Genomic DNA, 21,947 nt, shown 5'->3' with positions numbered 1-21,947 from the left:
CTGACGACGTGCCATCGGGGTCGAGTCTCGGATAAACGGCACTGTTCTAGTATTAATAGCACAGTTTGAATAGCGCCGCCAGGGGAGCCCTCGCCTCCGTGGCCCTCCGGCTCGGCGCCCATGCGTGCAACGTGAATAGCCCCCGTACGATGGGGGGGTCCCCGTTGGTTCCCAGGAGTTCCCCATGCGCGTTCTTGCAGCCTTGTCGGGCGGAGTCGACTCCGCCGTGGCTGCCGCGCGCGCGGTCGACGCGGGGCACGAGGTCGTCGGCGTCCACATGGCGCTCAGTCGTAACCGCGACGAGTACCGCACGGGATCGCGGGGCTGCTGCTCGGTCGAGGACAGCAACGATGCGCGTCGCGCCGCGGACAAGCTGGGCATCCCGTACTACGTGTGGGACCTGAGCGACGAGTTCCACGACCTCGTGGTGACCGACTTCCTGAGCGAGTACTCAAAGGGCCGCACTCCCAACCCCTGCGTGCGCTGCAACGAGCACATCAAGTTCGACACGCTGCTCGCACGGGCCGACGCACTTGGCTTCGATGCGGTGGCGACGGGTCACTACGCCCGCATTGTGATCCGTGACGACGGGATCCGTGAGCTGCACAGGGCGGCCGATGCCGCCAAGGACCAGTCGTACGTGCTGGCCGTCATGGGGCCGCAAAAGTTGGCGCGGGCGATGTTCCCCCTCGGGGAAATCTCTTCCAAGTCGGAGGTGCGTGCCGAGGCCGCCGCGCGCGGGCTGGGTGTCAGCAACAAGCCCGACTCGTACGACATCTGCTTCGTGGCCGACGGCGACACCAAGGGCTTCCTTGAGCGTGCCCTGGGCCAGAACGAGGGCGAGATCGTCGATGAAACCGGCGAGGTCGTCGGCGCTCACACCGGCGCCTACGCGTACACGGTGGGCCAACGCAAGGGCTTGCGACTGCCGCGCCCTGCGGCCGACGGTGCGCCCCGCTATGTCACCGAGGTTGATACCGCGCGCAATGTCGTGGTGGTCGGTCCCGAGACGCTGTTATCGGTCCGTCAACTTGTCGGCGAGGACGTCGTGTGGCTCGCCCCAGACGTTCCCGCGGCCGACCCGACGCCCTGCCTGGCGCAAGTGAGGGCACATGGCGAGCCGGTCGCAGGGACCGTGACGCTCGCAGGTGACCGGATGCTCGTCGAACTCGATCAACCGATGCGAGGGGTCGCAGCGGGGCAGTCGTTGGTGGTCTACCAAGGGACCCGAGTGATCGCGCAAGCGACCATCGCCAAGCGCGAGGTCTAGCGCGGCGCCCGCCTGAGAATGGCGGGGCGGCCACTACGAGTGGGCGGAGTGCGCCGCACTCGCGGTGGCGCCTGGCGGGGGGTGCCTCGCTCCTCCGTGGCGATCGAGACCCCGTGGGGCTTCGCGGACTCGGACTCGAGGACCGTGATCGTCAGCACGTTCTCCTCGACGTCGAGCGCGGGGCCAAAGACCCCCGACAGGCTCGCGTCGGCGTCTCCTAAGGACTGACGGAAGGCCCGTTGCACGTCGTCCTGCCACTCGGGCAGTTCCCTGGCGGTCCCGAGGGGCCGCGCAACATCGCGCCTCATGATCGGTCATCTCTTTTTCACTCTTTACTTGGGGGGCGAGGCGAAATGCTCTCGAGCCGAAGGGTTGCGGGCCGCCATGAATGCACACCAAGGACCAACGGCCCAGCATTTGCTGGCAAGCGCGATTGACGCCGGTGATGCCCGGTTTTCGAATCGAACCGGGTCAAGTCCGAGTTCGACCCAACAATCGAAACTCATTGGTAACGATTCGATGACGAATCGGCTCCAAGGGGCCCTGTCGATTGACGTGCATGGCCGCCCAGACCTACCGTGAGAGCGATTCGAAAGAGCGCTCTCACACGGGAGTAGAGCGCTCTCATTGGGTCTGTATCATCCCTACATCACAAAGGAGTGAACGTGAGCTTCTCACGCCGCCACAAGGCCCTCGGCATCGCCGCTGGTGCCACGGCATTCGCCCTTCTCGTTGCTGGTTGCAGCAGCGCGAAGACAACGCCCAGTTCGTCGGTCGCCCCATCGTCGACCAGCCAGGCGCCCATCACGCTGCACGTCGCAACGTTCAACGACTTCGGTTACACCGATGCTCTGTTGGCTGAATACACGACGCTGCACCCGAACATCACCGTTGTTCAGGACGTCGCTGCGACGTCGAACGACGCTCGTACCAACTACTTCGCCAAGCTCGGCGCCGGCGGTCTTGATGACGTCGAGGCCATCGAGGTTGACTGGTTGCCCGAGGTCATGCAGTACGCCGACCTTCTCGCAGACCTGACCAACGGTCCCGATGTCAAGGGCCGTTGGCTTGACTGGAAGACCGCTGCGGCAACTGACTCAAAGGGTCGCCTGATTGCCTACGGAACCGACATCGGCCCCGAGGCTGTCTGCTACGACTCGGCTCTCTTCAAGGCAGCCGGTCTTCCGACCGACCCCGCCGCTGTTGCCACGCTGCTTACGGGCGGTTGGGACACGTACTTCAAGGTTGGTGACTAGTACACGAAGGCCACCGGCAAGGCGTGGTTCGACAGCGCTGGTGCTACATACCAGGGCATGATCAACCAGGTCAAGGCTGCTTACGAAGACCCGGCCACCGGTGCGGTCACCGCAACGACCAACCCTGACGTCAAGGCGATCTGGGACCAGTTGACGACCGCGTCGACCACGGAGTCCGCTCACCTCGCCGAGTGGTCCACTGACTGGGCAGCAGGCATGGCGAACGGCCAGTTCGCCACCATGCTGTGCCCAGGCTGGATGCTTGGTGTCATCAAGGGTGACGCCCCCAACACCACCACGTGGAACGTCGCAGACGTCTTCCCCGGTGGCGCTGGTAACTGGGGCGGTTCGTACCTCACCGTTCCTGCCGATGGCAAGAACGTTGCAGCCGCAACGGAACTGGCCGCATGGCTGACCGCTCCTGAGCAGCAGCTCAAGGCGCTGGCCGCAGCGGGCACGTTCCCGAGCCAGGTCAAGGCGCTTGACGACGAGGCCTCGCTGAACGCTGCAATGGCCGCGGGCGCTGCCCCGACCAACGCGACGTTCTTCAACTCGACCACCCTCGGAACGATCTTCAAGAACCGTTCTCAGGGTATCGTCGCACCGTTCAAGGGTCAGAACTACTTCAAGGTCAACGACGTCATGCAGAACGCGCTCACGCGTGTCGAGGATGGCTCGCAGGACCCCGCGACCTCTTGGGCTCAGGCAATGACGGAGATCAAGGCGCTCGGTTAATGTGCTCTGATCCGGGCCACGCCTTTAAGGGTGGCCCGGATCGTTGCGCCCTCAACTTTCACGAAGGACCTCCATGTCAAGCATCACTACTGAGCCTGACGGCGTGAAGACTCCCGGGGACCGGTCGCGCACCAAACTGCCGCTCACGTGGCGGCAGCGTCGCGGACGTTGGGACGTCAAGTATTCGCCGTACCTGTACATCGCCCCGTTCTTTCTCGTCTTTGCCATCACCGGGCTCTTCCCGATCCTGTACACCGCCTTCATCTCGATGCAGAACTGGGACCACATTCGTGGAACGGGAACCTTTGTCGGTCTGCAGCAGTTCTCGTGGGTCCTTCACGACCCGAACTTCTGGAAGGCCATGCGCAACACCTTCTCGATCTTCTTGTTGTCGTCCGTGCCCCAGATTGTCGCCGCCACGCTGATCGCCGCGATGCTCGACCAGAATTTGCGCGCCAAGACCTTCTGGAGAATGGGCGTTCTGTTGCCCTACGTGGTGGCACCTATCGCCGTGGCGTTGATCTTCTCCAACATGTTCGGCGACCAGCACGGACTCATCAACAACACTCTCGCTGACTTCGGTATCAGCCCGATCCTGTGGCACACCAGCGTGATTCCCAGCCATATGGCGATCGCCACGATGGTGAACTTCAGATGGACTGGCTACAACACCCTCATCTTGCTCGCGGCCATGCAAGCCGTCCCTCGAGACCTCTACGAGGCCGCCGAGGTCGACGGAGCTGGCGCGGTGCGTCGCTTCATTTCCTTGACGATTCCGCAGATCAGGCCCACGTTCGTCTTCGTGATCATCATGTCCACCATCGGTGGCTTGCAGATCTTTGAGGAGCCGTTGATCTACGACCCATTCGGTCGTGGTGGGGCAAACAAACAGTGGCTCACGATCACGCTGTACATGTACAACATGGGTTGGCTCGACTTCAACTTTGGTCGTGCGGCCGCGGTTGCTTGGCTGCTGTTCGTGCTCATTATGATCATCACGCTGATCAATACCTGGGTGGCTCGTAGGTTTGTCTCCGGCGAAGACGCCGTGAAGAAGTCCAAAAAGGTATCGCAGAAGATCGCTCAAGTAGGAGGCAAGTAATGGCGCCCAGGACCAGGAAGCCCCGCGGCGCCGGGCGCCCGTCGAACTTCGTCTATGTCGTGTTGGGCGTGGTGATTCTGGGCTCGTTGTTCCCCTTCTACTGGTCGTTCCTGATCGGTTCCGGTAACTCGTACACCATCAACGATCCCAACATGTCGTGGTGGCCGGGAGGCAACTTCCTGCACAACGCCTCTTATGTGATCAACAGCCCCTCCGTCCACTTCTGGAAGGCGCTCGGCAACTCCTTGATCGTGTCGCTGACGGTGTCGACGAGCACCGTGGCGCTGTCTACGTTGGCCGGCTTCGCATTCGCAAAGCTGCGGTTCAAGGGCTCCGGCCCGTTGCTCATTGCCGTGATTGCGACGATGGCCGTTCCGGTGCAACTTGGCGTGGTTCCGCTGTACATCCTCATGCAGAAGTACGGCTGGACCGGGCACCTCGGCGCGGTCATCATTCCGGCCTTGGTGACGGCGTTCGGCGTGTTCTGGATGACGCAGTACTTGACACAGTCGCTGCCCACCGAGTTGATCGAGGCGTCGCGCGTTGACGGATGTTCCATGATTCGTGTCTTCTGGCACGTGGCACTTCCCGCCGCGCGTCCGGCGGCGGCGATGCTCGGGCTGTTCACCTTCGTGGCCACGTGGAACAACTTCTTCTGGCCATTCATCGTGCTTAACAACCAGAACCCGACGTTGCCGGTGGCGCTGCGCTTGCTTCAAGCAGAGAAGTTCACGGACTACTCGTTGGTCTTGGCTGGCGTGGTACTGGCGACGATTCCGCTTCTCCTGCTCTTCTTGTTCGCAGGCAAGCAACTGATCGCTGGCATCATGCAGGGTGCTGTGAAGGGCTAAATTCATGAGAGTCCCTGGTGGGAGGGTTCGTGTCGCCAGTGCGCGACCGGGCCTCCACCGGGGCCCCCAACCTCAGGAGGCCGACGCAGTATGCGAACGCTAAAGGCGCCGTCCGCGCCCACGCTAGAAATGGTGGGCGCTCACGCAGGAGTGTCACGCGCAACGGTCTCGCGCGTGGTGAATGGTTCCCCCAAGGTTTCCGAAGAGATCGCCCGCACTGTTCGCGCGGCGATCGCGGAACTCGGATACGTGCCCAACAGGGCGGCGCGCTCCCTGGCTAGCAAGCAGGCACACGCAATCGCGCTCGTCGTGCCCGAGGACATGACCCGCTTGTTCGGGGACCTTTACCTGGCGACGATCATCGTCGGCATCAACGATCGGCTTCAAGAGTCCGACTACGTCCTCAACCTGATGGTGGCTTCCACCGATCCCCACGGCAAGACGATGCGCTACCTGCAAGGCGGAAACGTCGACGGCGCGCTCGTGGTCTCTCACCACACTGCCGACACATTCTTGTCGACCCTGACGAGCACCATCCCCGTGGTCTTTGGAGGGCGCCCGGCAGCGGGCATCGAAGGCGGATACGTCGTCGACGTGGACAACGTTGCCGGCTCGCGCACGGGAACTGAGCGACTGATCGCGATCGGCCGCAAACGTATAGCGACGATCACAGGTCCCAAGAACATGAGGGTCGGATCGGAGCGTGAGGCGGGATTCCTTGCGGCGCTCGCCGATGCGGGCCTCACGCCGGGACCCGTTGTCGAGGGCGACTTCACCTTGAGCGGGGGAGCCGCGGCCATGCGCACCGTGTTGGAGCAGGATCCCTCCATCGACGGCGTCTTCGTGGCCTCGGACTCGATGGCTGCGGGTGCGATGACGGTGCTCAGATCCATGGGCATACAAGTGCCTACGGATATCGCGATGGTCGGTTACGACGATTCGGAGGCCGCAAGGTCGACGGAGGTGCCCCTGACCACCGTGCGCCAACCTTCGGAAGAGATGGGCGCGGCAATGGCGGATATCCTGATCGCCGTGCTCAACGGGGCAGAAGACAGGCCGCGAACGACGATTCTTCCGACCCAACTGGTCATTCGCGCCTCTGCGTGAGCCGTGTATGCACCCTGGCCTTGCCGCCGCAAAGATAATCTGGCGCATATCCCCGACGTGATCGAGGTGAGTCCACTATGACAAATCAGCACGACGATTCGGGTGGTCCCTCGTCCGAGGGTTTCTTCCAGATGCTGTGGCGTCGGTTTGGGCCCGTGGGCCCGTGGGCACGGAGCTCGGGCTTGTGGTGGTGCTTTACAGCATCTACTCGATCATGCGGTCGGCCTCTCCAGACAGGTATTCGCTCGCGATGGGGCACGCCTTCGATATTGAGCGGGCCGAGCGGGGCCTTGGCATCAACATCGAGTCGGGCCTCAACGCGCTCTTTGTGAGGCATCAATGGCTCGCAGACTTTGGCAGCTATTGGTATCAGACCACGCACATGCTGGTCGCGGCGGGCGTGCTGATCTGGATGTGGAGGCGCAGGAAGCCCCAATACAGGATGATGAGAACCGCGTTGGCCATCGTCATGCTCGGTGGTCTTGCCACCTATTGGCTCTACCCGCTCGCTCCGCCGCGCTTCGCGCTCGCGGGCGCGCTCGACACCATGACCGTGCATCCCGTGCTGTTTTGGGGTGACAACGCGACCGGTCTTGCCAACCTTTATGCGGCGATGCCGAGCGTCCACGTGGCCTGGGCATTCTGGTGTGCGCTCACGGTGGTGCTTTTGAACCGTTCTAAGTGGAAATATCTTGCGTGGCTGTACCCATTGACCATGACGTTCGTCGTCCTCGGGACAGCCAACCACTATGTGTTTGACGCGCTTGCTGGCGTGGTCTACACGACGGTGGCCGTGGCCGTCTCGCGCCGAATGTATGGAGCGTCGCGCGCGAGCGTGGCACGGGTGCCGCTGGCGGCGTAGGGCACCCAACCGGTGCACTAGCGCCGGGCCGGTAGCGAGGCCATGGCCTTGCGGCGCGTGCCGCTGGCGGCCCTACGCTGTGTGCATGACCACATCTGCGCTGGTGATTGAGCGAGCCCGACTTTGGGGCGCCGACTCGCCGCACGTCGACGCCCTGGTGGACGTGCGTCTGTCCGGTGGTCGAGTCACGTCGGTGTCGCCGGCGGGCTCAGTGCGCGCTCGCCCCGATTCGGGGACGGAGCGCATCGACCTCGACGGGCGCTGGCTCATGCCGGGGCTCGTTGATCACCACGTCCACTTCACGTTGTGGTCCAAGCACAGGAATCGGCTGAGTGTCGCCGGACTGGCCTCCGCCGCCGAGGTGGTGCGTGCCGTCAGCGACGCGCTCGCTGGGATGGACCACGACGGCGGAACGATGTCGAGGCCGCTGGTCGCGAGGGGCTTCCAGGACGCCTTGTGGCCGGATGTGCCCACGGCGCTTGCCCTCGACGACGCGGCGGTGCTGGCGGGCCAGCGCGGCCGAACCATCGTGCTGATAAGCCACGACCTTCACTGCGTGTGGATCAATTCTGCGGCGGCGGCGCGTTACGGCGCGAAGCCGGGTCTCCTCAGGGAGCAGGCCGCTTTCGATCTGGAAATTGCGCTCGAGGCCGAAGAGGCGGCGGATGTGAAGGCCGTGGAGGCCCTGGTCGGCGACGCGGTCGCGGCGGCGGCGTCGAGGGGCGTTACGGGGGTCATGGACCTGGAGATGGCGGATAATCCGGAGACGTGGGCCGCACGCGTCGCGGGCGGCGTCACTCAGCTCCGTGTCGAGGCCGGCGTCTATCCGCAACACTTGGACGCGACCCTCGCACGCGGGGATCGCACAGGGAGGCGTGTTCAGGGCACTCGGGGGCTGGTCACGGTCGGTCCGCTCAAGATTTTCGCTGACGGCGCGCTCAATACGCGCACGGCCTGGTGCTTTGAGCCATATCCCCAGACTCATGACTTCGGGCATTCTGCTCACCCACGCGGGGACCTCGCAAGGGTTGTCGCCGATGCCCGAGATCACGGCTTTGAGGTGGCGCTCCACGCGATCGGCGACAGGGCCGTTTCGGAGGCGCTCGATGCCTTCGAACAGACCGGCGCGCGAGGATCGATCGAGCACGCTCAGTTGGTGCGCGATGAGGACTTGTCGCGATTTGCCGCGCTAGGGATTGCGGCAGGCATTCACCCGGAGCATGCCCTCGACGACCGGGAGGTGACCGACGCACTGTGGGTGGGTCGCACCGCAAGGGCTTTCCCGTACGCCGCTCTCGCCGCCGCAGGGGTGCCGCTGCGTCTCGGATCGGATGCCCCCGTGTCGGCCCTCGACCCGTGGTTGGGAATCTCGGCGGCCGTGCACCGCACGCGCGACAATCAGTCGCCGTGGGAGCCGGGTAACGCCTTGACGATCGGCCAGGCTCTGCGCGCCACGTGGGCGTTCCCGGCGGTGCGGGATGGCGTGCCTGCAGACCTGGTCGCCTTGGATTTCGATCCGGGCGCGTTGACGGCCTCTGCCTTGCGCGTGATGCCTGTCGCCCTGACGATGACGGCGGGCGCGGTCACGTACAACGCCATGTAGGGACTCGCGCGCGTCTCGCGTCGGCGGCTCCGTAATCCGGCTCCGTAATCCGAATGCGCCGTCCGGATGTGCGGTGGGGATGTGCCGTCCGGAAACGACGACGAGGACTGGGACGAACCCAGCCCTCGCGCCGACCGGAGCTCCGAGGGGGGATGGAGCGCCGGACACGAGCCCTATCGGCCGATGGTCCCGGGCGTACAGAGTTTCTCGGTGAATATTTGCCGGGTACATTCGCGGCCGCGTAGCCCACCGTCTCGCCCGGCCCGATCGCATGGTGGGGAAACGGTGCGGCGGTAATCTCGAAGTCAAAGTGGGGCGCTGTCCATTTCCCGCACGCGGGAGGCTTCACTCGTCTGACTTGCCCGGACCGCCGCGTTCCCCCATCGAAAGGCAGTCAATGGCTGACATCCCAGCGGTGCGCCCACCTGGCAACGGCGCGCCCTCGCAGGAAATGGACACCAGGGTGTGGCGAGTCGTGGGAGAGCCGCTCGTCAAGGGTTTGGGACTCGGTCCGCTGCGTGGGCGCACCGTGGCCGTCAAGGACATCTTCGCGATCGCGGGTCAGCGCATCGGCGCCGGATCCCGCGCGTACCTCGCCGAGGCGCCTGTAGAGCTCGAGACTGCGCCTTCCGTCCAGGCGCTGCTCGATGCGGGGGCGGACGTCGCGGGAATCGCGCAGACGGACCAGTTCGCATACTCGATTGCGGGGCTCAACCCCGACTACGGCACCGCGCCGAATCCTGCGGTGAGAGGTGGGATCCCCGGAGGTTCGTCGAGCGGCCCCGCAAGCGCCGTGGCTCTTGGCCAGGCCGACATCGGCGTCGGAAGCGACACGGCGGGCTCGATTCGAATCCCAGCTTCCTACCAGGGACTATGGGGGCTGCGGACCACGCACGGCGCCGTGACGCTCGCGGGGGTGCTGCCGCTCGCGCCGCGTTACGACACCGTCGGTTGGCTCACGAGAGACGGTTTTATGATGCTCGCAACGGCGACGGTTGGGCTCGAGCGGCGCATCGAGACCAAGCCTTCCGCGCGTGTGCTGATCTGCGAGGAGGTGAACGGTGCGGCCACTCCCGACGCCACCGCGGCCGTGAGGGACGTCGTCGCAGGGCTAGCGAGCGCCGGGGTAATAGAGGCCCCCGTGCGTGTCGGCCTTCCGCCCGTGCGCGAGCTTTTTGAGGCATTCAGAGTCACGCAGTCCGCGGAAGCGTGGCGGGCTGACGGCGCCTGGGTCGATGCCCACCCGGGCGCGCTCGCCCCCGACATTGAGGCCCGGTTCGAGTGGGCGCGGGCCGTGACTGACGAGCGGGAGGAGAAGGGTCTCGTCACCGTGCGGAGGCTCGCGGCGGAAATTGATGCGGCGCTCGGCGACGACGTGTTGGTGCTGCCTACCGCCGCGTCGGCCGCTCCGAGCGTCGGCGCGGATGCCGAGACCCTCAATGCCCTACGCGAGGCGACCCTGGGCATGACGGCGATCGCGGGGCTCACCGGGAGGCCCGCTCTATCAGTTCCCCTCGCGATGACCGATGCAGGCCCCATAGGGGTTTGCCTGGTTGGGCCGCGGGGCTCCGACCTGGCGCTGATTGAGCGCGCCATCGAATGGCAGCAACGGTAGGTTCCCCGCCCGCGCCGGTGCCCGCGCCCGTGCCGATCCCCCCGGCGACACGCCCGCCACGGTGTCACCGGCCCCTCCCATCGAGATGGCTTGATCCGTACCGGTTTTGGGCCCTGATCGTCCGCCAGTGGCGCAATCCGTTCCGGCGCACCCCTGGCGGCACGGGCTCGCCGCCGACGCTGTGGTTGCTACGGTGGTATATATGCCTCGACTCTTCCGCCGCAAGGCCGCTCACACTGCCCCCGAGACGGACTCGACTCCGGACGTCTCAGCCGACGAGGTCTCAGCCGACGACGTCCCAGTCGACGCTGGCGACCTCCCCGCGACCGAGGCGGAAGTTGCTCCGGCGGACATCGACGTGACCAGCGACTCGAGCATCGTGCCCGAGAACCTCGATGATCTGAGCAAGGCCCAAGTGGTCGAGGCGATCATCGCCTCCGGACGTCAGGACCAAGAGTCCGTCGTCGCGCTCATCGAGACACTGCTCGCGGCCGAGCTCCAGGTGCCGATGGGTGTCGACGCCGATGGCAAACCCGCGATCGGCGCGGTCATGACCGAGGTCGAAGGCGTGGTCTACGTCGCCGTCTTCACCTCCATGGACGCCGCCGCTCACGTGCGCGACATCGCACCCGAATTTGCGACGATGACCGGCAAGGAGGTCATCGGGACGCTGCGTGCCGACCTGGGCCTCGTGGTGGAAACTGGGGCCGGAAAGTTTGGTCTCATCCCGCCAATGCTGGCGTCGATCAGGGAGACGATCGAGTCTCGCGAGGTGTCATTGTCCCTGGAAAGATTGGCGAATCGGGTGAGGTCGGGTGTGGCAAGCATCGACGATCTGGTGGCCGCGCTCATGGAAGCAAAGGTGGTGATTCCCACCCCCGACGAGCCCAAGGGCGGCGGCGGATTCACCCCGGTGATCGGGATGGTTGATGGCATCCCGCGCCTGGTCGTTGCCACGTCGTACGAGGCCGCGGCTCGTTCGAGCGATGTGGCTCAGTTCGCGATGTCCGTCAAGGGCAAGCACATCTTCGCCATCGTCAAGGACGGAGTCGGCATTCAGCTCAACACGGTCGCTGGCTCGGTGGACTTCCCGCCGGAGTTGTGTGCCGCGGTAATCAAGAAGTACTCGCTGGACACGAAGTCTCCCGCAGCGACGGAGTAGGCGCGAGCCGCGGCCGACAGAACGGATGAATCACCTGATAGTGGACCGTTCGGCAAATTCGGTGAACCTAGGGGGACCTTGCGTCGTTTCCTCAGTGACCGTGCCCGCGGTCATGTTGATCGAAAGGAAATCCCCCGTGAAGTGGAAACTCGGTGTCGGCATAGCCATCGCCTCGATCGCGGTTTTGGGTTTGTCCGCATGCTCGGCTGAGAAGGGTAATGACGAATCCGCCGTTGGCGGACTCGTCGCGAACACTCCGGCCACGAGCGCCCCTGCCCCGACGGCGGGTACGACCAATGCCGCAGTCACACTCGGCACGGCCGTCACGTCGCTCGGCACGATCGTCGTCGACGGCAAAGGCCTGACCGTCTACGAGTACGGCAGCGATGTCCAGGGCAGCGGGGCGTCCACCTGCACAGGTCAGTGCGCCAGGAACTGGCTGGCCGTACCAGGCGCCAAGTCCGAGCCAGCATTCCCAGGCATTACTGGCCAAGTGGGCATGATCACGGGCGTGGACGGTACGCCGCAGATGACTCTCAACGGCTGGCCGCTTTACTACTACGTCGGCGACACGGCGCCAGGACAAACCAGCGGCCAGAGCGTCGGCGACGCGTGGTGGGTGCTCTCGCCCGCAGGTGACCCGATCGGCAACTGACCTCAGCAGGTGGGCCCGGGCGTTGCTGGTAGTCAGCGATGTCCGGCCGTCCGATCGCGACGTTCGGTAGGCGGTCGGTAGGCGGTCGGGAGGCGGTACGGATTGAGCCATTGGCGGCCGATCAGGGGCAAAAACCGGTACAGATTGAGCCACTTCCGGAGGGGGCGGGCATCAATCGCGCGAAGCCCGCACCAGTAGTCTATGAAGATGGTGAAACCCGATCGTGAGTCCCTGCTGACCTGCCTGCGCGTCGAGCGCTGGGCCGATGCCCTTGCGGGGCATCCCTTCGACACGATGCTGGGGCTTGAGCGCTCTGCCGTTGCGGCTGCGACGCCGCTCACCGAGGCCGAGGTGGACGAGGCGCTCGTCGGCGTCCCGCGAATGTCCGAGTCGCTGCTCGCGGTTGAAGCGCCCGTTGACGCCGACCTGAACCGCCGCGGCAAGCTGGGATTAGCGGCGTACGAGGAGCGCTACGGCCGGGTCTTCGCCATTCGCGCCGATGGCCGCTCCGTCGAGCAGATCGTGGCTGAACTCGAGCGTCGGCTGGAGAACAGCCCCGCGGCGGAACTCGCCGAGGTCGCTGATCAGTTGCGTGGGATCGCGCTCGTGCGACTGCGCGAGCTGTACGCGGCAGAGTTCGCCGCGGCCTGAGCCACAGTCACATCACCGCCCACGGATCGCGCAGGGGCGGACTCCAAGGGGGTTGCGAGGATCGGGTGATGTTTGGTGCATTCGTTAACGTGTTAATGAATTCGCCGAGGACATACCGGGTAGAGGCGGTGTGGCGCGAGGGATTCACGCACGATTCGCACCCGATGCGCGGATCGCGGGAATACGCCTGGCACCACTGCGGTTGATGCGTGCAGGAGGTTCGCAATGTCCCTGGCGAACCTCCTTAATTTTTGCCCCCGGCAAGCCTCAGCGCAGGCACAGGAGCCGCGCCACCTGGAGGTTCCATGATCACCGTTGATGTCTGGTCCGATGTGGCGTGTCGCTGGTGTTACCTGGGCAAGCACCGCCTGGAAGCCGCAATTGAGGCATCGGGCGAGGATGTCGCCGTGGTGTGGCACAGCTTCCAGCTTGACCCCACGATTCCCCACGGCCAGCACACGCCGCACGGCGAGGCGCTCGCGAAGAAGTTCAACACCACCCCCGAGCGCATCACCGAGATGAACCAGCGGCTCATCGACCTGGGTGCCGCCGAGGGCCTCGAGTACCGCTTCGACAAGTACATGCAGGCGAATACGCGTGACGCCCATCGGGTGTTGCATCTGGCGCAGGACCACGGGCTTGGTAACGAGATGAAGGACCGCCTGATGCGCGGCCAGTTCACCGAGGGTGCCATTGTGGACGATGCCGACACGCTGGTCGCCATGGCCGTCGAGGTGGGGCTCGACGCCGACGAGGTGCGCGCCGTGCTCGCTTCCGACAAGTACGACGACGCGGTGCAGGCGGACATCGACGAGGCGGCCGCGCTGGGCGCCACCGGCGTGCCATTCTTCGTGTTCGACCGGAAGTTTGCCGTGTCGGGCGCGCAGCCTGTGCGCACGTTTGCGGACGCACTGCGTCGATCAGCAGAGGCGCGCTCGGCCGAGGCCGCTGCGACGTCCTAGGGCAGCCAGGGAAGGGGTGTCGTGGTGGGCGCCCCACTCACGGACGCGCCCTGGGCTCCCTGGCTTACGGTCCAGACGATGCGCGCAAAGAGGAGCCACGACACCGTCAGGGCTAGCGCGTTGAACGGCGCCGACGCTAACGTCTGAGTCTGGGTCACCACCCCATCGATGGTGGTGGACTCGCCGGAATATGCGAGAGTGAGGGTGCCAAAGAGCCAGGCGGCCCACCAGAGCCCGACGTAGCGTAGGGGGAAGCCCTGGGTCGCGTCCTTCATGTACCTATAGGGCGCCCAGAGGTTCCAGATGGGGATCACCCAGCCCCACCATGCCACCCACGGCCGATGCTTCACGTAGTAGCCGTCTGCCGCGGCGGCGCGAGCGGCGGTGGCCATCCACTGCGCCACGAGTAGCCAGGCGAGAACCCCAAGCAGGCCGACCCCTGCCGACGAGTCAAAGGGGAAGTTCGTCCCCGCTGTGTGGACGTATGGATTCCCCGTGGCCACCGCGACGCCGAGGACGATTGCCTGCGCCGTGATCAGGCCAGTCACCACCAGGATCGCGATGCCGAGGCCCCGTTGCGCGGGAACACCCAGCGTGGGTGTGCCCGGAACATGTGTGGGCTGAGCCGTCATGCTTGGAGCGTAGCGTTGGCGACCTTCCGCCGCCCGTCGCGAGGGCGACTATGAGGCGAGCGCCCCCGCGAACACCTGCCATGCGAGCAGCGTCTTCGCGACGAGGCTCAGCACGATGTAGGCGCGCTCCCCGCGCAGGTAGTCGGCCCACTTGCCCTTGGCCCGGTACTGCTTCCATTGCACGATGGCGAAGCCGTTGAAGAACACGAACAGCGACATGATGATGCCGTAGACGAAGCCTGGCGGTGTGGCATTGCTGGTGCTGCCAGGCCCGATGAGGTTGATCACGATGATGAGCCACGGGACGATGCCGACCATGCTGCCGAAGATGAAGGGCAGCAGGTCCCCGTCGCCCGGGGTGGTGTAGCGCTCCTGGAGCCATCCAAACAGGATCATGCTGGCGTTGACCGCGAACAGTCCGGCGAGCGCGGCGTAGTCCGATACGCCGTTGAGCTGCAGTATCAGGAAGATCATGATGGACGACGAGAGCGAGTACTCGACCCACCTGAACGTGTTGTGGTGCTGGCGCAGTCCCGCCGTGTAACGGGGGAACGCCGCAGGCGAGATCACCAGCAAATGGAAAAACGCGGACAGCGCCAGGAAGGCGGCCACCGCGTAGCCGATGTTGATGTTGATCAGCGTGACGGGCGCGCCGAACGCGTCGGAACCGGGAGCGCCGTTGAGGTACGTGGCGCGCACGGGGAGCGAGGCGTCGTTCGCGAGAAGCAGGATTGCCGCCATCGACGCGAGGTGAAGCAGGGCTGCTACCAGGTTGAATGGTCGGAGCTTGGCCAGGGCGGCATCCATGAGGTCTCCTCAGTCGTTCGTCGTTGAACGTGTCTCTTGACCGTACACAACCACGACGAGTTGCGCTGGATTCCCGACTAGGCAGGCAGGGCGCCGACCACGGCATCGGCCCGCTCGCCGCTCCTCGCGCGAGACCAGGCCACCTGCAGCCCGGCGACGCAAGCCGCGATGACGAGCAGCCCGATGACGCTGACCAGCCGGGTGCCCCACGCGAGCCCGCCGCGGGAGTGTTCGACGGCGACCCAGTCGGCGAACGAAGCCCCGAGCGGACGGGTGACCACGTAGGCGGCCCAGAAGCTCAGGGTCGCGGGCAGTCCGATGCGATAGCCGATGCCGGGTGCGGCGAACAGCACGGCGAACATGACTCCCGAGCCGAAGTAGCCAAGGTGGAACGTGACGGCGGTGAGATCGCCCAGGGCGGTGCCGAGCGCGAAGGTCGCGAGCACGGCGGCCCAGTAGAACAGTTCGCGTCGCTGGGTGAAGATCGAGTGAACCGACAGGTCGCCCTCGGTGCGACGCCAGAGCCAGAACACGGCAACGAGAACGACCGCGAATGTGGGCGTGGACACCGCATAGGGCACGGCCAGCACGATGTGCGTGACGTCGGCGACCATGGTGCCGAAGACTGCGACGGCGGTCACGAACAGCCAGTACCTCCACGGCACATAGCGGCGCGCGCGAATCTGGATGAAGAAGCATCCTGCAAAGAGGACGCCGGCGAGCAGCACCATCAGCACGGGGTTGTAGGTCTTCACGAGGAAGTCGGACGTGGTCTCGCCCACGCCGGTGGTGAGTACCTTAACGATCCAGAAGACGGCGGTGACTGCGGGGACTCGCAGGGCCGCGTTGAGGGTGGGGACGCGGGTGGGCAATGACTGGGGACTGTTCTTCACCCGGCGATTTTAAGCAGACGAATGAGGGTCGACGAGCCAGTCCAGCGTCAGCCCTGGCTGGGGGCGGGTGCGTAGCTTGCGGAAGCCGGGACCGGCTCGCCGGGGACGCTGGTGACGTCGCTTCTGACGTTGAATAGAGCGAGGGAACCTGCCACCAGTAAGACGTTGACAACCAAGGTGGCGATTGAAACCGCCATGGTCGCTTTCAGGAAGCCGCGGCGTGGCGCTCCGCTTCGAAGAAGCACGATGGCGGCAACCAGGCAGCCGATCGCCAGCACCGCCCCGAACAGCGGGATCACGAGCGACACGATCGATGCGGCCAAGAGTGCGGGTGCCGCCCATCCTCCCTCTTGCTTCTGTCCGGTGGGCGATGCTGATGAGGGCGGTGTTGACGCGGGTGGAATGGAAGCGGGGGCGGCGGATGAGGGAGTGGCGGAAGCGGCGATCTGCTCCACGGAACCCAGTTCGTGAAGCACGGCCTTTACCCGTTCGGTTGTCGGCTCGGCTTCGGCGCCGAGCCCATCAACCCCGAGCGCATCCGTCAGGTGCTCGCGCACGGAGGCGATCGTGTCGATGCGTTCCTGCTGGTCGACGGACGACAACGCCTGTTCAAGGTCGCTGAGGTACGCCGCGACCAAGGGGTGAGAGAGACCGGCGCTCGGCGTCTGGTTCATGGGGTGTCCTCCAGGATGGCGGAAACATCGTCGCTGAACGGTCTCCAGGTCTCGGCAAACGCGGCCAGGGCGGTGGTGCCGTGGTCGGTGAGTTGGTAGTAGCGGCGCGGTGGCCCCGATGTCGATTCCTGCCAGGTGCTCTCAACGAGGCCCTGCTTGCGCAGTCGCGACAGCAGCGGGTAGAGCGTGCCCTCGCTGGTGAGTAGGCGCGCGTCGGTCAGCTGCGAGGCCAATTCCAGTCCGTATGCCGGTCGCTGCCTCAGGCAGGCGAGCACGCAGTACTCCAGCACGCCCTTGCGCAACTGGGTGAGAACGGCGTCTGCGGAGCTGTCCATATCGCGAGCGTATCAGGTAGCGTGTGGTGCAAGGTACTGATGAGTGATCGTAACCGTTTGCGGGTCATCGAATCAGGCGGGCGCCAGGGTGGCGGTGCTTCCGCTGACCACGATGCGCTGGTCTGGACACACCGGTCCGTGGAGAAGCACCTCCTGGCCGGAGGCAAACCTGATCGTGACATCGCCCGGCGTGCAGCCGTAGTCGAGAACGGAGAGCCCACCCTGACCGGGGACGATGAGCTCCTCGTCACCGGTCAGCACCGTCACGTCGCCCGGGCCGGAGTTGTCGATGCTGAAGTCGCCCTTGTTGCCACACGCCGTCAGGGTTATGGCCAGGACAACGCCGACGAGGCTCCCCGCCGCGAGCCGCGTCCTGCTTTTCATCGCATCCCCCTGTCTGTGCCATGCCCAGCCAACCTGCTCTCGTTTGATAGTAATCGTCAGGCTGGCGCTGGCGCTGGCTCCGGGCACGGAGGTGGAATTGCGCCTAGTTGTCGCCGATGCCTCGCGGCGGAGACTGGCGACGGCATTCACATCCTCGACATCTGGGTGTGCCGTGGCGACGGCGAGCGCGGGCTTCGAGGTCTAGACGGCGTCCTTGGTGGCCGCAGTCCATTGACGGATCCACTCAGGGACGTCTAGCGAGTCGGGGAATCCGCCCACGAACTCGCCCATCTCGTCGTGCTCCACGCTGCCGCTGCTCTTCTTGAGGAACCGCACCCGTACCAGCGCGTGGGCGTAGACGGTGTCCTCGCGGCGGAACACCTGCTGGACGTAGAACCAGCGCTCGTCCATGCCGAGTATGCGGCTCTCCACGTCGAAGCGTTGGCCCAGCTTGAGCGACTTGCGATACGTGATCGTCTGCCCAGCCACCACAGGGAACCAACCCTTGCGCCTGAACTTGTCCCACCACCCGGACCGCATCATCAGGTCGATGCGCGCCAGGTCCATGATCGCGGGGTACTTGGAGTTGTTGACGTGGCCCAGCAGGTCCAGGTCGCTCAGCGTCACACGAAAGGGCGTGACGGCCGTGTCCCACATGGAGAGCCGGCTGCGGCGACTCGACAGGAAACGGAAGAAGATCAGGCGCAGGTACAGATTCATGTGTAGTGATTACCTCAGGACATGTCGCTGGCTATGAGTTTGTCAGGAGTCGACAGGGACCCTTGGATGCTACGCCCGCGCATGCACCAGGAGGGCGCATGCTCCAGGGTCGGCGCTCATGCCCACTCGCGGGGGTCGCGCGCCTCTGAGTCGGCGCTCATGCCCACTCGCGCTAGGAGGGAAGCTCCGCGCCGAACTCGGCGTCGACCAGACGTCGCCATTCGTCGTCGGCCAGCCCGGTGCGGTCCAGCAGGTCACGCCAGTCCTGCTGGGCGTGCTCGACGGCGTCCTGGAACATCGTCTGGTTGCCGCGCGCGGCGATCAGGATGGCGGCGTGGATGCGCTCCGGATCCACCTGGGCCGCGACCTTGAGCCGTTCCATAGTGCTGAGCATGCGGGGCGCGGCGGCGCCAAAGTCGGCGGCGAGACGCTCTGCGATGCGGGGGCTGGGGACGGCCATGATGGGCAGTCTGGCACGCCCGACGGGGGGTTCCGGACGGCGCGGTGAGAGGTCCGGACGCGCTGTCGGGGTTCTGGACGCGCTGTCGGGGTTCTGGACGCGCAGTCGGGGTTCTGGACGCGCAGTGGGGGACACGGTGCGACACGGTGTGCTACGTGACGGTTCGCTGCGCCCTGCGCCCTGCGCCACGCCGAAACATCGGCGCCCTCAATTTTGAATTACTCAAGATTGTGACATAATTGGCGTATGACCACATGGACGCAGGCGCCGCTCGACGCGGGCATCGCCGACGTCATTCGTGGCGCGGGCCTCAAGTTCACCACGCCGCGGGGTGCGGTGCTCAGGTCTCTCCGCGATCACCCGCACGCGAGCGCCGACGAAGTGTTGCGAAGCGTCACTGCGGAGCTCCCCAAGGCAAGCCTCCAGTCGGTCTACAACGCCCTGAGCGACTTTGTCGCCGCCGGGATTGTGCGCCGCTTCGAGCCTTCCGGGAAACCCGGACTCTATGAGTTGCGGGTGGCCGACAACCACCACCACCTCGTCTGCACGCACTGCGGCGCGGTGGTCGATGTCGACTGCGCGGTGGGGCACGCGCCGTGTCTGACGCCGTCGGATGATCACGGATTCGTGGTCCACACGGCGGAAGTCACGTACTGGGGGATGTGCGCCGCGTGCGCATCGGCCGCCGCTCCCGCCACTCCCACCACTCCTACCCAGGCCACCACTCCTACCCAGACCACCACGGGCTGAGGGGCCCGCAACCTCACCATTCCTTGGAAAGGAAGCCTCATGTCAGACAACGAGAACCCCGCAGCCCCGGTTGGCGAGAACCCCGCCGACGTCGACCAGGCCGTGACGCCCATCGACACTCCCGTCGATGAGCGCGAAGACGGCGAAACCCGTCCGCGTCCGAACGAGGAGGCCGGCTGCCCCGTGCTTCCCGACGCGCAGCCGCACCCGACGAGCGGATCCGCGAACGAGCGGTGGTGGCCCAACCAGCTGAACCTGTGCATCCTGAAGAAGAACCCTGCGGTCGGTAACCCCTTGGGCGAGGACTTCGACTACGCGTCCGCCTTCGAGAGCCTTGACCTCGAGGCAGTGAAGGCCGACATCGCCGCGACGCTCACCACGTCTCAGGATTGGTGGCCCGCCGACTTCGGTCACTACGGGCCGCTCATCGTCAGGATGGCGTGGCACGGCGCGGGCACGTACCGCGTCATGGACGGCCGTGGCGGCGCCGGTGCAGGCCAGCAGCGGTTCGCGCCGCTCAACAGCTGGCCAGACAACGTGGGCCTCGACAAGGCCAGGCGCCTCCTGTGGGACGTGAAGAAGAAGTACGGCCAGTCCATCTCGTGGGGCGACCTCATGGTTCTTGCGGGCAATGTCGCGCTCGAAAACATGGGGTTCAACACCTTTGGCTTTGGGGGCGGTCGCGCCGACGTCTGGGAGCCGGACGACGACGTCTACTGGGGTTCGGAGTCGACCTGGCTTGACGACAAGCGCTACTCAGCCGATCACGACCTGGAGCGCCCTCTCGCCGCGGTGCAGATGGGCCTGATCTACGTCAACCCCGAGGGCCCCAGCGGCAACCCGGATCCGCTCGCGTCTGCCCAAGACGTGCGCGAGACGTTCAAGCGGATGGCCATGAACGACGAGGAGACCGTTGCACTCATCGCCGGTGGTCACACGTTTGGGAAGACCCATGGCGCGGCACCCGACTCCAACCTGGAGGAGAACCCCGAGGCGGCCGGCCTGGAAATGCAGGGACTGGGCTGGAAGAACAACAACGGCACCGGCAAGGGCGACGACCAGATCACGAGCGGCCTTGAGGTGACGTGGACGTACCACCCGACCCGTTGGGACAACGAGTTCTTCCACATCCTGTACGCCTACGAATGGGAACTGTTTGACAGCCCCGCCGGTGCGCATCAGTGGCGCCCCATCAACGGTGGGGGTGCCGACATGGTGCCCATGGCGCACGATGCCAGCAAGCACCGTGAGCCCCGCATGCTCACGAGCGACCTTGCCCTGCGCTTCGACCCCGAATACGACAAGATCTCGCGTCGCTTTGCGGAGGATCCTGTCGCGTTCGGCGACGCGTTCGCTCGCGCGTGGTTCAAGCTCACACACCGTGACATGGGCCCCCTCGCGCGCTATCTCGGACCAGAGGTTCCGCAGGAGGAGCTCATCTGGCAGGACCCTGTTCCTGCTGTCGATCACGCGCTCATCGACGCCGCGGATGCGGCCGAGCTGAAGAGGCAGGTCCTCGATTCGGGCCTGACGGTTGCCGAGCTGGTGTCGACCACGTGGGCGGCGGCATCGACGTTCCGCGGCAGCGACAAGCGCGGCGGCGTCAACGGCGCCCGCATTCGCCTGGAGCCGCAGCGGAGCTGGCCGGTCAACAACCCCGAGCAACTCGCCAAGGTGCTCTCCGTGCTCGAGGGCATCAAGGCCTCGTTTGATGGCGCCCAGGTCAGCGGCGCTCAAGCGAGCGGCGCCCAGGCAGGCGGCAAGAAGGTGTCCCTCGCGGACCTGTTGGTGCTGGCGGGCAACGCGGGCGTCGAGAAGGCCGCGAAGGATGGCGGCTTCGATGTCGAGGTGCCCTTCCACCCCGGCCGCACCGATGCGACGCAGGAGCAGACCGACGTCGAGTCGTTCGACTACCTGGAGCCCGTCGCCGATGGGTTCCGCAACTACTACGGCCCGCTCGCCACGCTTCCGCAGGAGCACCAACTGGTGGACAAGGCCAACCTGCTCACCCTCAGTGCGCCGGAGATGACCGTGCTCGTTGGCGGACTGCGCGCGCTCGGTGCCAACTGGGACGGTGCGCCCTATGGCGTCCTCACCGACCGGCCAGGCGTGCTGAGCAACGACTTCTTCGTCTCGCTCCTGGAGCTCGGCAACACCTGGAAGCCGCTGGATCCAAGCTCGCAGGCGTTCGAGGGTCGCAAGGATGGCTCGGATGAGCTGGTGGGCCGGGGCACGCGTGTCGATCTGCTGTTCGGCTCGAATTCCGAGTTGCGCGCGCTCGCCGAGGTCTATGCGAGCGACGACGCCGCGGAGAAGTTCGTGCGCGACTTTGTCGCGGCCTGGGGCAAGGTCACCGAACTCGACAGGTTCGACCTGCGCTGATCGAGGGGTGCGCGCTCCCAGGCTTGGCCATGCTGGAGCGCGTACCTTCCGGGGCGCACGACGCCGGACCACGGATAGG

24 protein-coding genes are annotated in these 21,947 nt (G+C 65.4%); 15 read left to right on the top strand and 9 right to left on the bottom strand.

The window, feature by feature from the left end:
* Positions 1-184: 184 nt before the first annotated feature.
* Positions 185-1,270, top strand: coding sequence for a tRNA 2-thiouridine(34) synthase MnmA (mnmA, locus tag BKA03_RS11120; RefSeq protein WP_062074006.1), 1,086 nt, complete (start codon positions 185-187; stop codon positions 1,268-1,270).
* Here mnmA and BKA03_RS11115 read toward each other — a convergent pair.
* Positions 1,267-1,578, bottom strand: coding sequence for a hypothetical protein (locus BKA03_RS11115; protein ID WP_062074005.1), 312 nt, complete (start codon positions 1,576-1,578; stop codon positions 1,267-1,269). The two genes, mnmA and BKA03_RS11115, sit on opposite strands and share 4 nt — an antisense overlap.
* 357 nt (positions 1,579-1,935) lie before the next feature.
* Between BKA03_RS11115 and BKA03_RS15845 the strand changes: the two genes are divergently transcribed.
* The 12 genes from BKA03_RS15845 (at position 1,936) to BKA03_RS11060 (ending at position 13,831) form a co-directional block, all read left to right on the top strand.
* Entirely contained in the window at positions 1,936-2,526 is a 591-nt protein-coding gene (locus BKA03_RS15845; RefSeq protein ID WP_369345557.1) for a hypothetical protein, read from the top strand.
* 57 nt (positions 2,527-2,583) lie between these two features.
* Positions 2,584-3,261, top strand: a complete 678-nt coding sequence (locus BKA03_RS15840) for an extracellular solute-binding protein (RefSeq protein ID WP_500778310.1) — start codon at positions 2,584-2,586, stop codon at positions 3,259-3,261.
* A 73-nt stretch (positions 3,262-3,334) separates the two neighbouring features.
* A complete protein-coding gene (locus tag BKA03_RS11105) occupies positions 3,335-4,363 on the top strand; it encodes a carbohydrate ABC transporter permease (RefSeq protein WP_062074004.1) in 1,029 nt (342 codons plus the stop codon).
* Positions 4,363-5,214: a carbohydrate ABC transporter permease gene (locus BKA03_RS11100; protein ID WP_083971060.1), complete on the top strand. Its 852-nt coding sequence runs from the start codon at positions 4,363-4,365 to the stop codon at positions 5,212-5,214. The genes BKA03_RS11105 and BKA03_RS11100 overlap by 1 nt, the downstream gene beginning before the upstream one ends.
* A gap of 90 nt (positions 5,215-5,304) precedes the next feature.
* Positions 5,305-6,321 carry a LacI family DNA-binding transcriptional regulator gene (locus BKA03_RS11095; protein ID WP_062074002.1) on the top strand — a complete coding sequence of 339 codons (1,017 nt, stop codon included), beginning with the start codon at positions 5,305-5,307 and terminating at the stop codon, positions 6,319-6,321.
* 163 nt (positions 6,322-6,484) lie between these two features.
* A complete protein-coding gene (locus BKA03_RS11090) occupies positions 6,485-7,183 on the top strand; it encodes a phosphatase PAP2 family protein (protein ID WP_062074001.1) in 699 nt (232 codons plus the stop codon).
* Positions 7,184-7,268: 85 nt separating this feature from the next.
* Complete coding sequence (locus BKA03_RS11085) at positions 7,269-8,786, top strand: amidohydrolase (RefSeq protein WP_062074000.1); 1,518 nt, start codon at positions 7,269-7,271, stop codon at positions 8,784-8,786.
* Positions 8,787-9,183: 397 nt separating this feature from the next.
* The gene (locus tag BKA03_RS11080) at positions 9,184-10,401 is read left to right on the top strand and encodes an amidase family protein (RefSeq protein WP_238579351.1); all 1,218 of its coding nucleotides are present in this window, start codon (positions 9,184-9,186) and stop codon (positions 10,399-10,401) included.
* 202 nt (positions 10,402-10,603) lie between these two features.
* Positions 10,604-11,563 carry an SseB family protein gene (locus tag BKA03_RS11075; protein WP_062073999.1) on the top strand — a complete coding sequence of 320 codons (960 nt, stop codon included), beginning with the start codon at positions 10,604-10,606 and terminating at the stop codon, positions 11,561-11,563.
* A 136-nt stretch (positions 11,564-11,699) separates the two neighbouring features.
* Entirely contained in the window at positions 11,700-12,218 is a 519-nt protein-coding gene (locus BKA03_RS11070; protein WP_062073998.1) for a COG4315 family predicted lipoprotein, read from the top strand.
* Between the two features lie 207 nt (positions 12,219-12,425).
* Positions 12,426-12,869, top strand: coding sequence for a 2-oxo-4-hydroxy-4-carboxy-5-ureidoimidazoline decarboxylase (locus tag BKA03_RS11065; protein ID WP_062073997.1), 444 nt, complete (start codon positions 12,426-12,428; stop codon positions 12,867-12,869).
* A gap of 305 nt (positions 12,870-13,174) precedes the next feature.
* Complete coding sequence (locus BKA03_RS11060) at positions 13,175-13,831, top strand: DsbA family oxidoreductase (protein ID WP_062073996.1); 657 nt, start codon at positions 13,175-13,177, stop codon at positions 13,829-13,831.
* On the opposite strand, the gene BKA03_RS11055 is transcribed toward BKA03_RS11060, so the two are convergent.
* The 8 genes from BKA03_RS11055 to BKA03_RS11020 form a co-directional block, all read right to left on the bottom strand.
* Positions 13,828-14,463 (bottom strand): DUF4328 domain-containing protein, encoded by a 636-nt coding sequence (locus BKA03_RS11055; protein WP_062073995.1) that lies wholly within the window; start codon positions 14,461-14,463, stop codon positions 13,828-13,830. The genes BKA03_RS11060 and BKA03_RS11055 overlap by 4 nt on opposite strands.
* 48 nt (positions 14,464-14,511) lie before the next feature.
* On the bottom strand, positions 14,512-15,270 hold the full coding sequence (heR, locus tag BKA03_RS11050; RefSeq protein ID WP_062073994.1) for a heliorhodopsin HeR: 759 nt from the start codon (positions 15,268-15,270) through the stop codon (positions 14,512-14,514).
* A gap of 77 nt (positions 15,271-15,347) precedes the next feature.
* Positions 15,348-16,163: a COG4705 family protein gene (locus tag BKA03_RS11045; RefSeq protein ID WP_238579350.1), complete on the bottom strand. Its 816-nt coding sequence runs from the start codon at positions 16,161-16,163 to the stop codon at positions 15,348-15,350.
* A 47-nt stretch (positions 16,164-16,210) separates the two neighbouring features.
* Complete coding sequence (locus BKA03_RS11040) at positions 16,211-16,837, bottom strand: HAAS signaling domain-containing protein (RefSeq protein ID WP_062073993.1); 627 nt, start codon at positions 16,835-16,837, stop codon at positions 16,211-16,213.
* Positions 16,834-17,172 carry a PadR family transcriptional regulator gene (locus tag BKA03_RS11035; RefSeq protein WP_062073992.1) on the bottom strand — a complete coding sequence of 113 codons (339 nt, stop codon included), beginning with the start codon at positions 17,170-17,172 and terminating at the stop codon, positions 16,834-16,836. The genes BKA03_RS11040 and BKA03_RS11035 overlap by 4 nt, the downstream gene beginning before the upstream one ends.
* 72 nt (positions 17,173-17,244) lie before the next feature.
* Complete coding sequence (locus tag BKA03_RS11030) at positions 17,245-17,556, bottom strand: hypothetical protein (RefSeq protein ID WP_062073991.1); 312 nt, start codon at positions 17,554-17,556, stop codon at positions 17,245-17,247.
* 201 nt (positions 17,557-17,757) lie between these two features.
* Positions 17,758-18,276, bottom strand: a complete 519-nt coding sequence (locus BKA03_RS11025) for an acyl-CoA thioesterase (protein ID WP_062073990.1) — start codon at positions 18,274-18,276, stop codon at positions 17,758-17,760.
* 172 nt (positions 18,277-18,448) lie between these two features.
* A complete protein-coding gene (locus tag BKA03_RS11020) occupies positions 18,449-18,736 on the bottom strand; it encodes a hypothetical protein (protein WP_062073989.1) in 288 nt (95 codons plus the stop codon).
* A 246-nt stretch (positions 18,737-18,982) separates the two neighbouring features.
* On the opposite strand from BKA03_RS11020, the gene BKA03_RS11015 reads away from it, so the two are divergent.
* Both BKA03_RS11015 and katG read left to right on the top strand, forming a co-directional pair.
* Positions 18,983-19,486 (top strand): Fur family transcriptional regulator, encoded by a 504-nt coding sequence (locus tag BKA03_RS11015; protein WP_062073988.1) that lies wholly within the window; start codon positions 18,983-18,985, stop codon positions 19,484-19,486.
* A gap of 39 nt (positions 19,487-19,525) precedes the next feature.
* Positions 19,526-21,868 (top strand): catalase/peroxidase HPI, encoded by a 2,343-nt coding sequence (gene katG / locus BKA03_RS11010; RefSeq protein ID WP_062073987.1) that lies wholly within the window; start codon positions 19,526-19,528, stop codon positions 21,866-21,868.
* Positions 21,869-21,947 lie beyond the last annotated feature (79 nt).

Origin of the sequence: Demequina lutea, assembly GCF_013409005.1 — a bacterium.
Taxonomy (GTDB): Bacteria; Actinomycetota; Actinomycetes; order Actinomycetales; family Demequinaceae; genus Demequina; species Demequina lutea.
This window is presented reverse-complemented; position numbering and strand designations above follow the sequence as displayed.

Coding starts and splice junctions, on each gene's coding strand:
- BKA03_RS11035 (WP_062073992.1), bottom strand. CDS start 17,172: ATGGACAGCTCCGCAGACGCCGTTCTCACCCAGTTGCGCAAGGGCGTG.
- mnmA (WP_062074006.1), top strand. CDS start 185: ATGCGCGTTCTTGCAGCCTTGTCGGGCGGAGTCGACTCCGCCGTGGCT.
- BKA03_RS11040 (WP_062073993.1), bottom strand. CDS start 16,837: ATGAACCAGACGCCGAGCGCCGGTCTCTCTCACCCCTTGGTCGCGGCG.
- BKA03_RS11020 (WP_062073989.1), bottom strand. CDS start 18,736: ATGGCCGTCCCCAGCCCCCGCATCGCAGAGCGTCTCGCCGCCGACTTT.
- BKA03_RS11105 (WP_062074004.1), top strand. CDS start 3,335: ATGTCAAGCATCACTACTGAGCCTGACGGCGTGAAGACTCCCGGGGAC.
- BKA03_RS11075 (WP_062073999.1), top strand. CDS start 10,604: ATGCCTCGACTCTTCCGCCGCAAGGCCGCTCACACTGCCCCCGAGACG.
- BKA03_RS11015 (WP_062073988.1), top strand. CDS start 18,983: ATGACCACATGGACGCAGGCGCCGCTCGACGCGGGCATCGCCGACGTC.
- BKA03_RS11100 (WP_083971060.1), top strand. CDS start 4,363: ATGGCGCCCAGGACCAGGAAGCCCCGCGGCGCCGGGCGCCCGTCGAAC.
- BKA03_RS15840 (WP_500778310.1), top strand. CDS start 2,584: ATGATCAACCAGGTCAAGGCTGCTTACGAAGACCCGGCCACCGGTGCG.
- BKA03_RS11060 (WP_062073996.1), top strand. CDS start 13,175: ATGATCACCGTTGATGTCTGGTCCGATGTGGCGTGTCGCTGGTGTTAC.
- BKA03_RS11065 (WP_062073997.1), top strand. CDS start 12,426: ATGGTGAAACCCGATCGTGAGTCCCTGCTGACCTGCCTGCGCGTCGAG.
- katG (WP_062073987.1), top strand. CDS start 19,526: ATGTCAGACAACGAGAACCCCGCAGCCCCGGTTGGCGAGAACCCCGCC.
- BKA03_RS11080 (WP_238579351.1), top strand. CDS start 9,184: ATGGCTGACATCCCAGCGGTGCGCCCACCTGGCAACGGCGCGCCCTCG.
- BKA03_RS11055 (WP_062073995.1), bottom strand. CDS start 14,463: ATGACGGCTCAGCCCACACATGTTCCGGGCACACCCACGCTGGGTGTT.
- BKA03_RS11085 (WP_062074000.1), top strand. CDS start 7,269: ATGACCACATCTGCGCTGGTGATTGAGCGAGCCCGACTTTGGGGCGCC.
- heR (WP_062073994.1), bottom strand. CDS start 15,270: ATGGATGCCGCCCTGGCCAAGCTCCGACCATTCAACCTGGTAGCAGCC.
- BKA03_RS11025 (WP_062073990.1), bottom strand. CDS start 18,276: ATGAATCTGTACCTGCGCCTGATCTTCTTCCGTTTCCTGTCGAGTCGC.
- BKA03_RS11115 (WP_062074005.1), bottom strand. CDS start 1,578: ATGAGGCGCGATGTTGCGCGGCCCCTCGGGACCGCCAGGGAACTGCCC.
- BKA03_RS11095 (WP_062074002.1), top strand. CDS start 5,305: ATGCGAACGCTAAAGGCGCCGTCCGCGCCCACGCTAGAAATGGTGGGC.
- BKA03_RS11030 (WP_062073991.1), bottom strand. CDS start 17,556: ATGAAAAGCAGGACGCGGCTCGCGGCGGGGAGCCTCGTCGGCGTTGTC.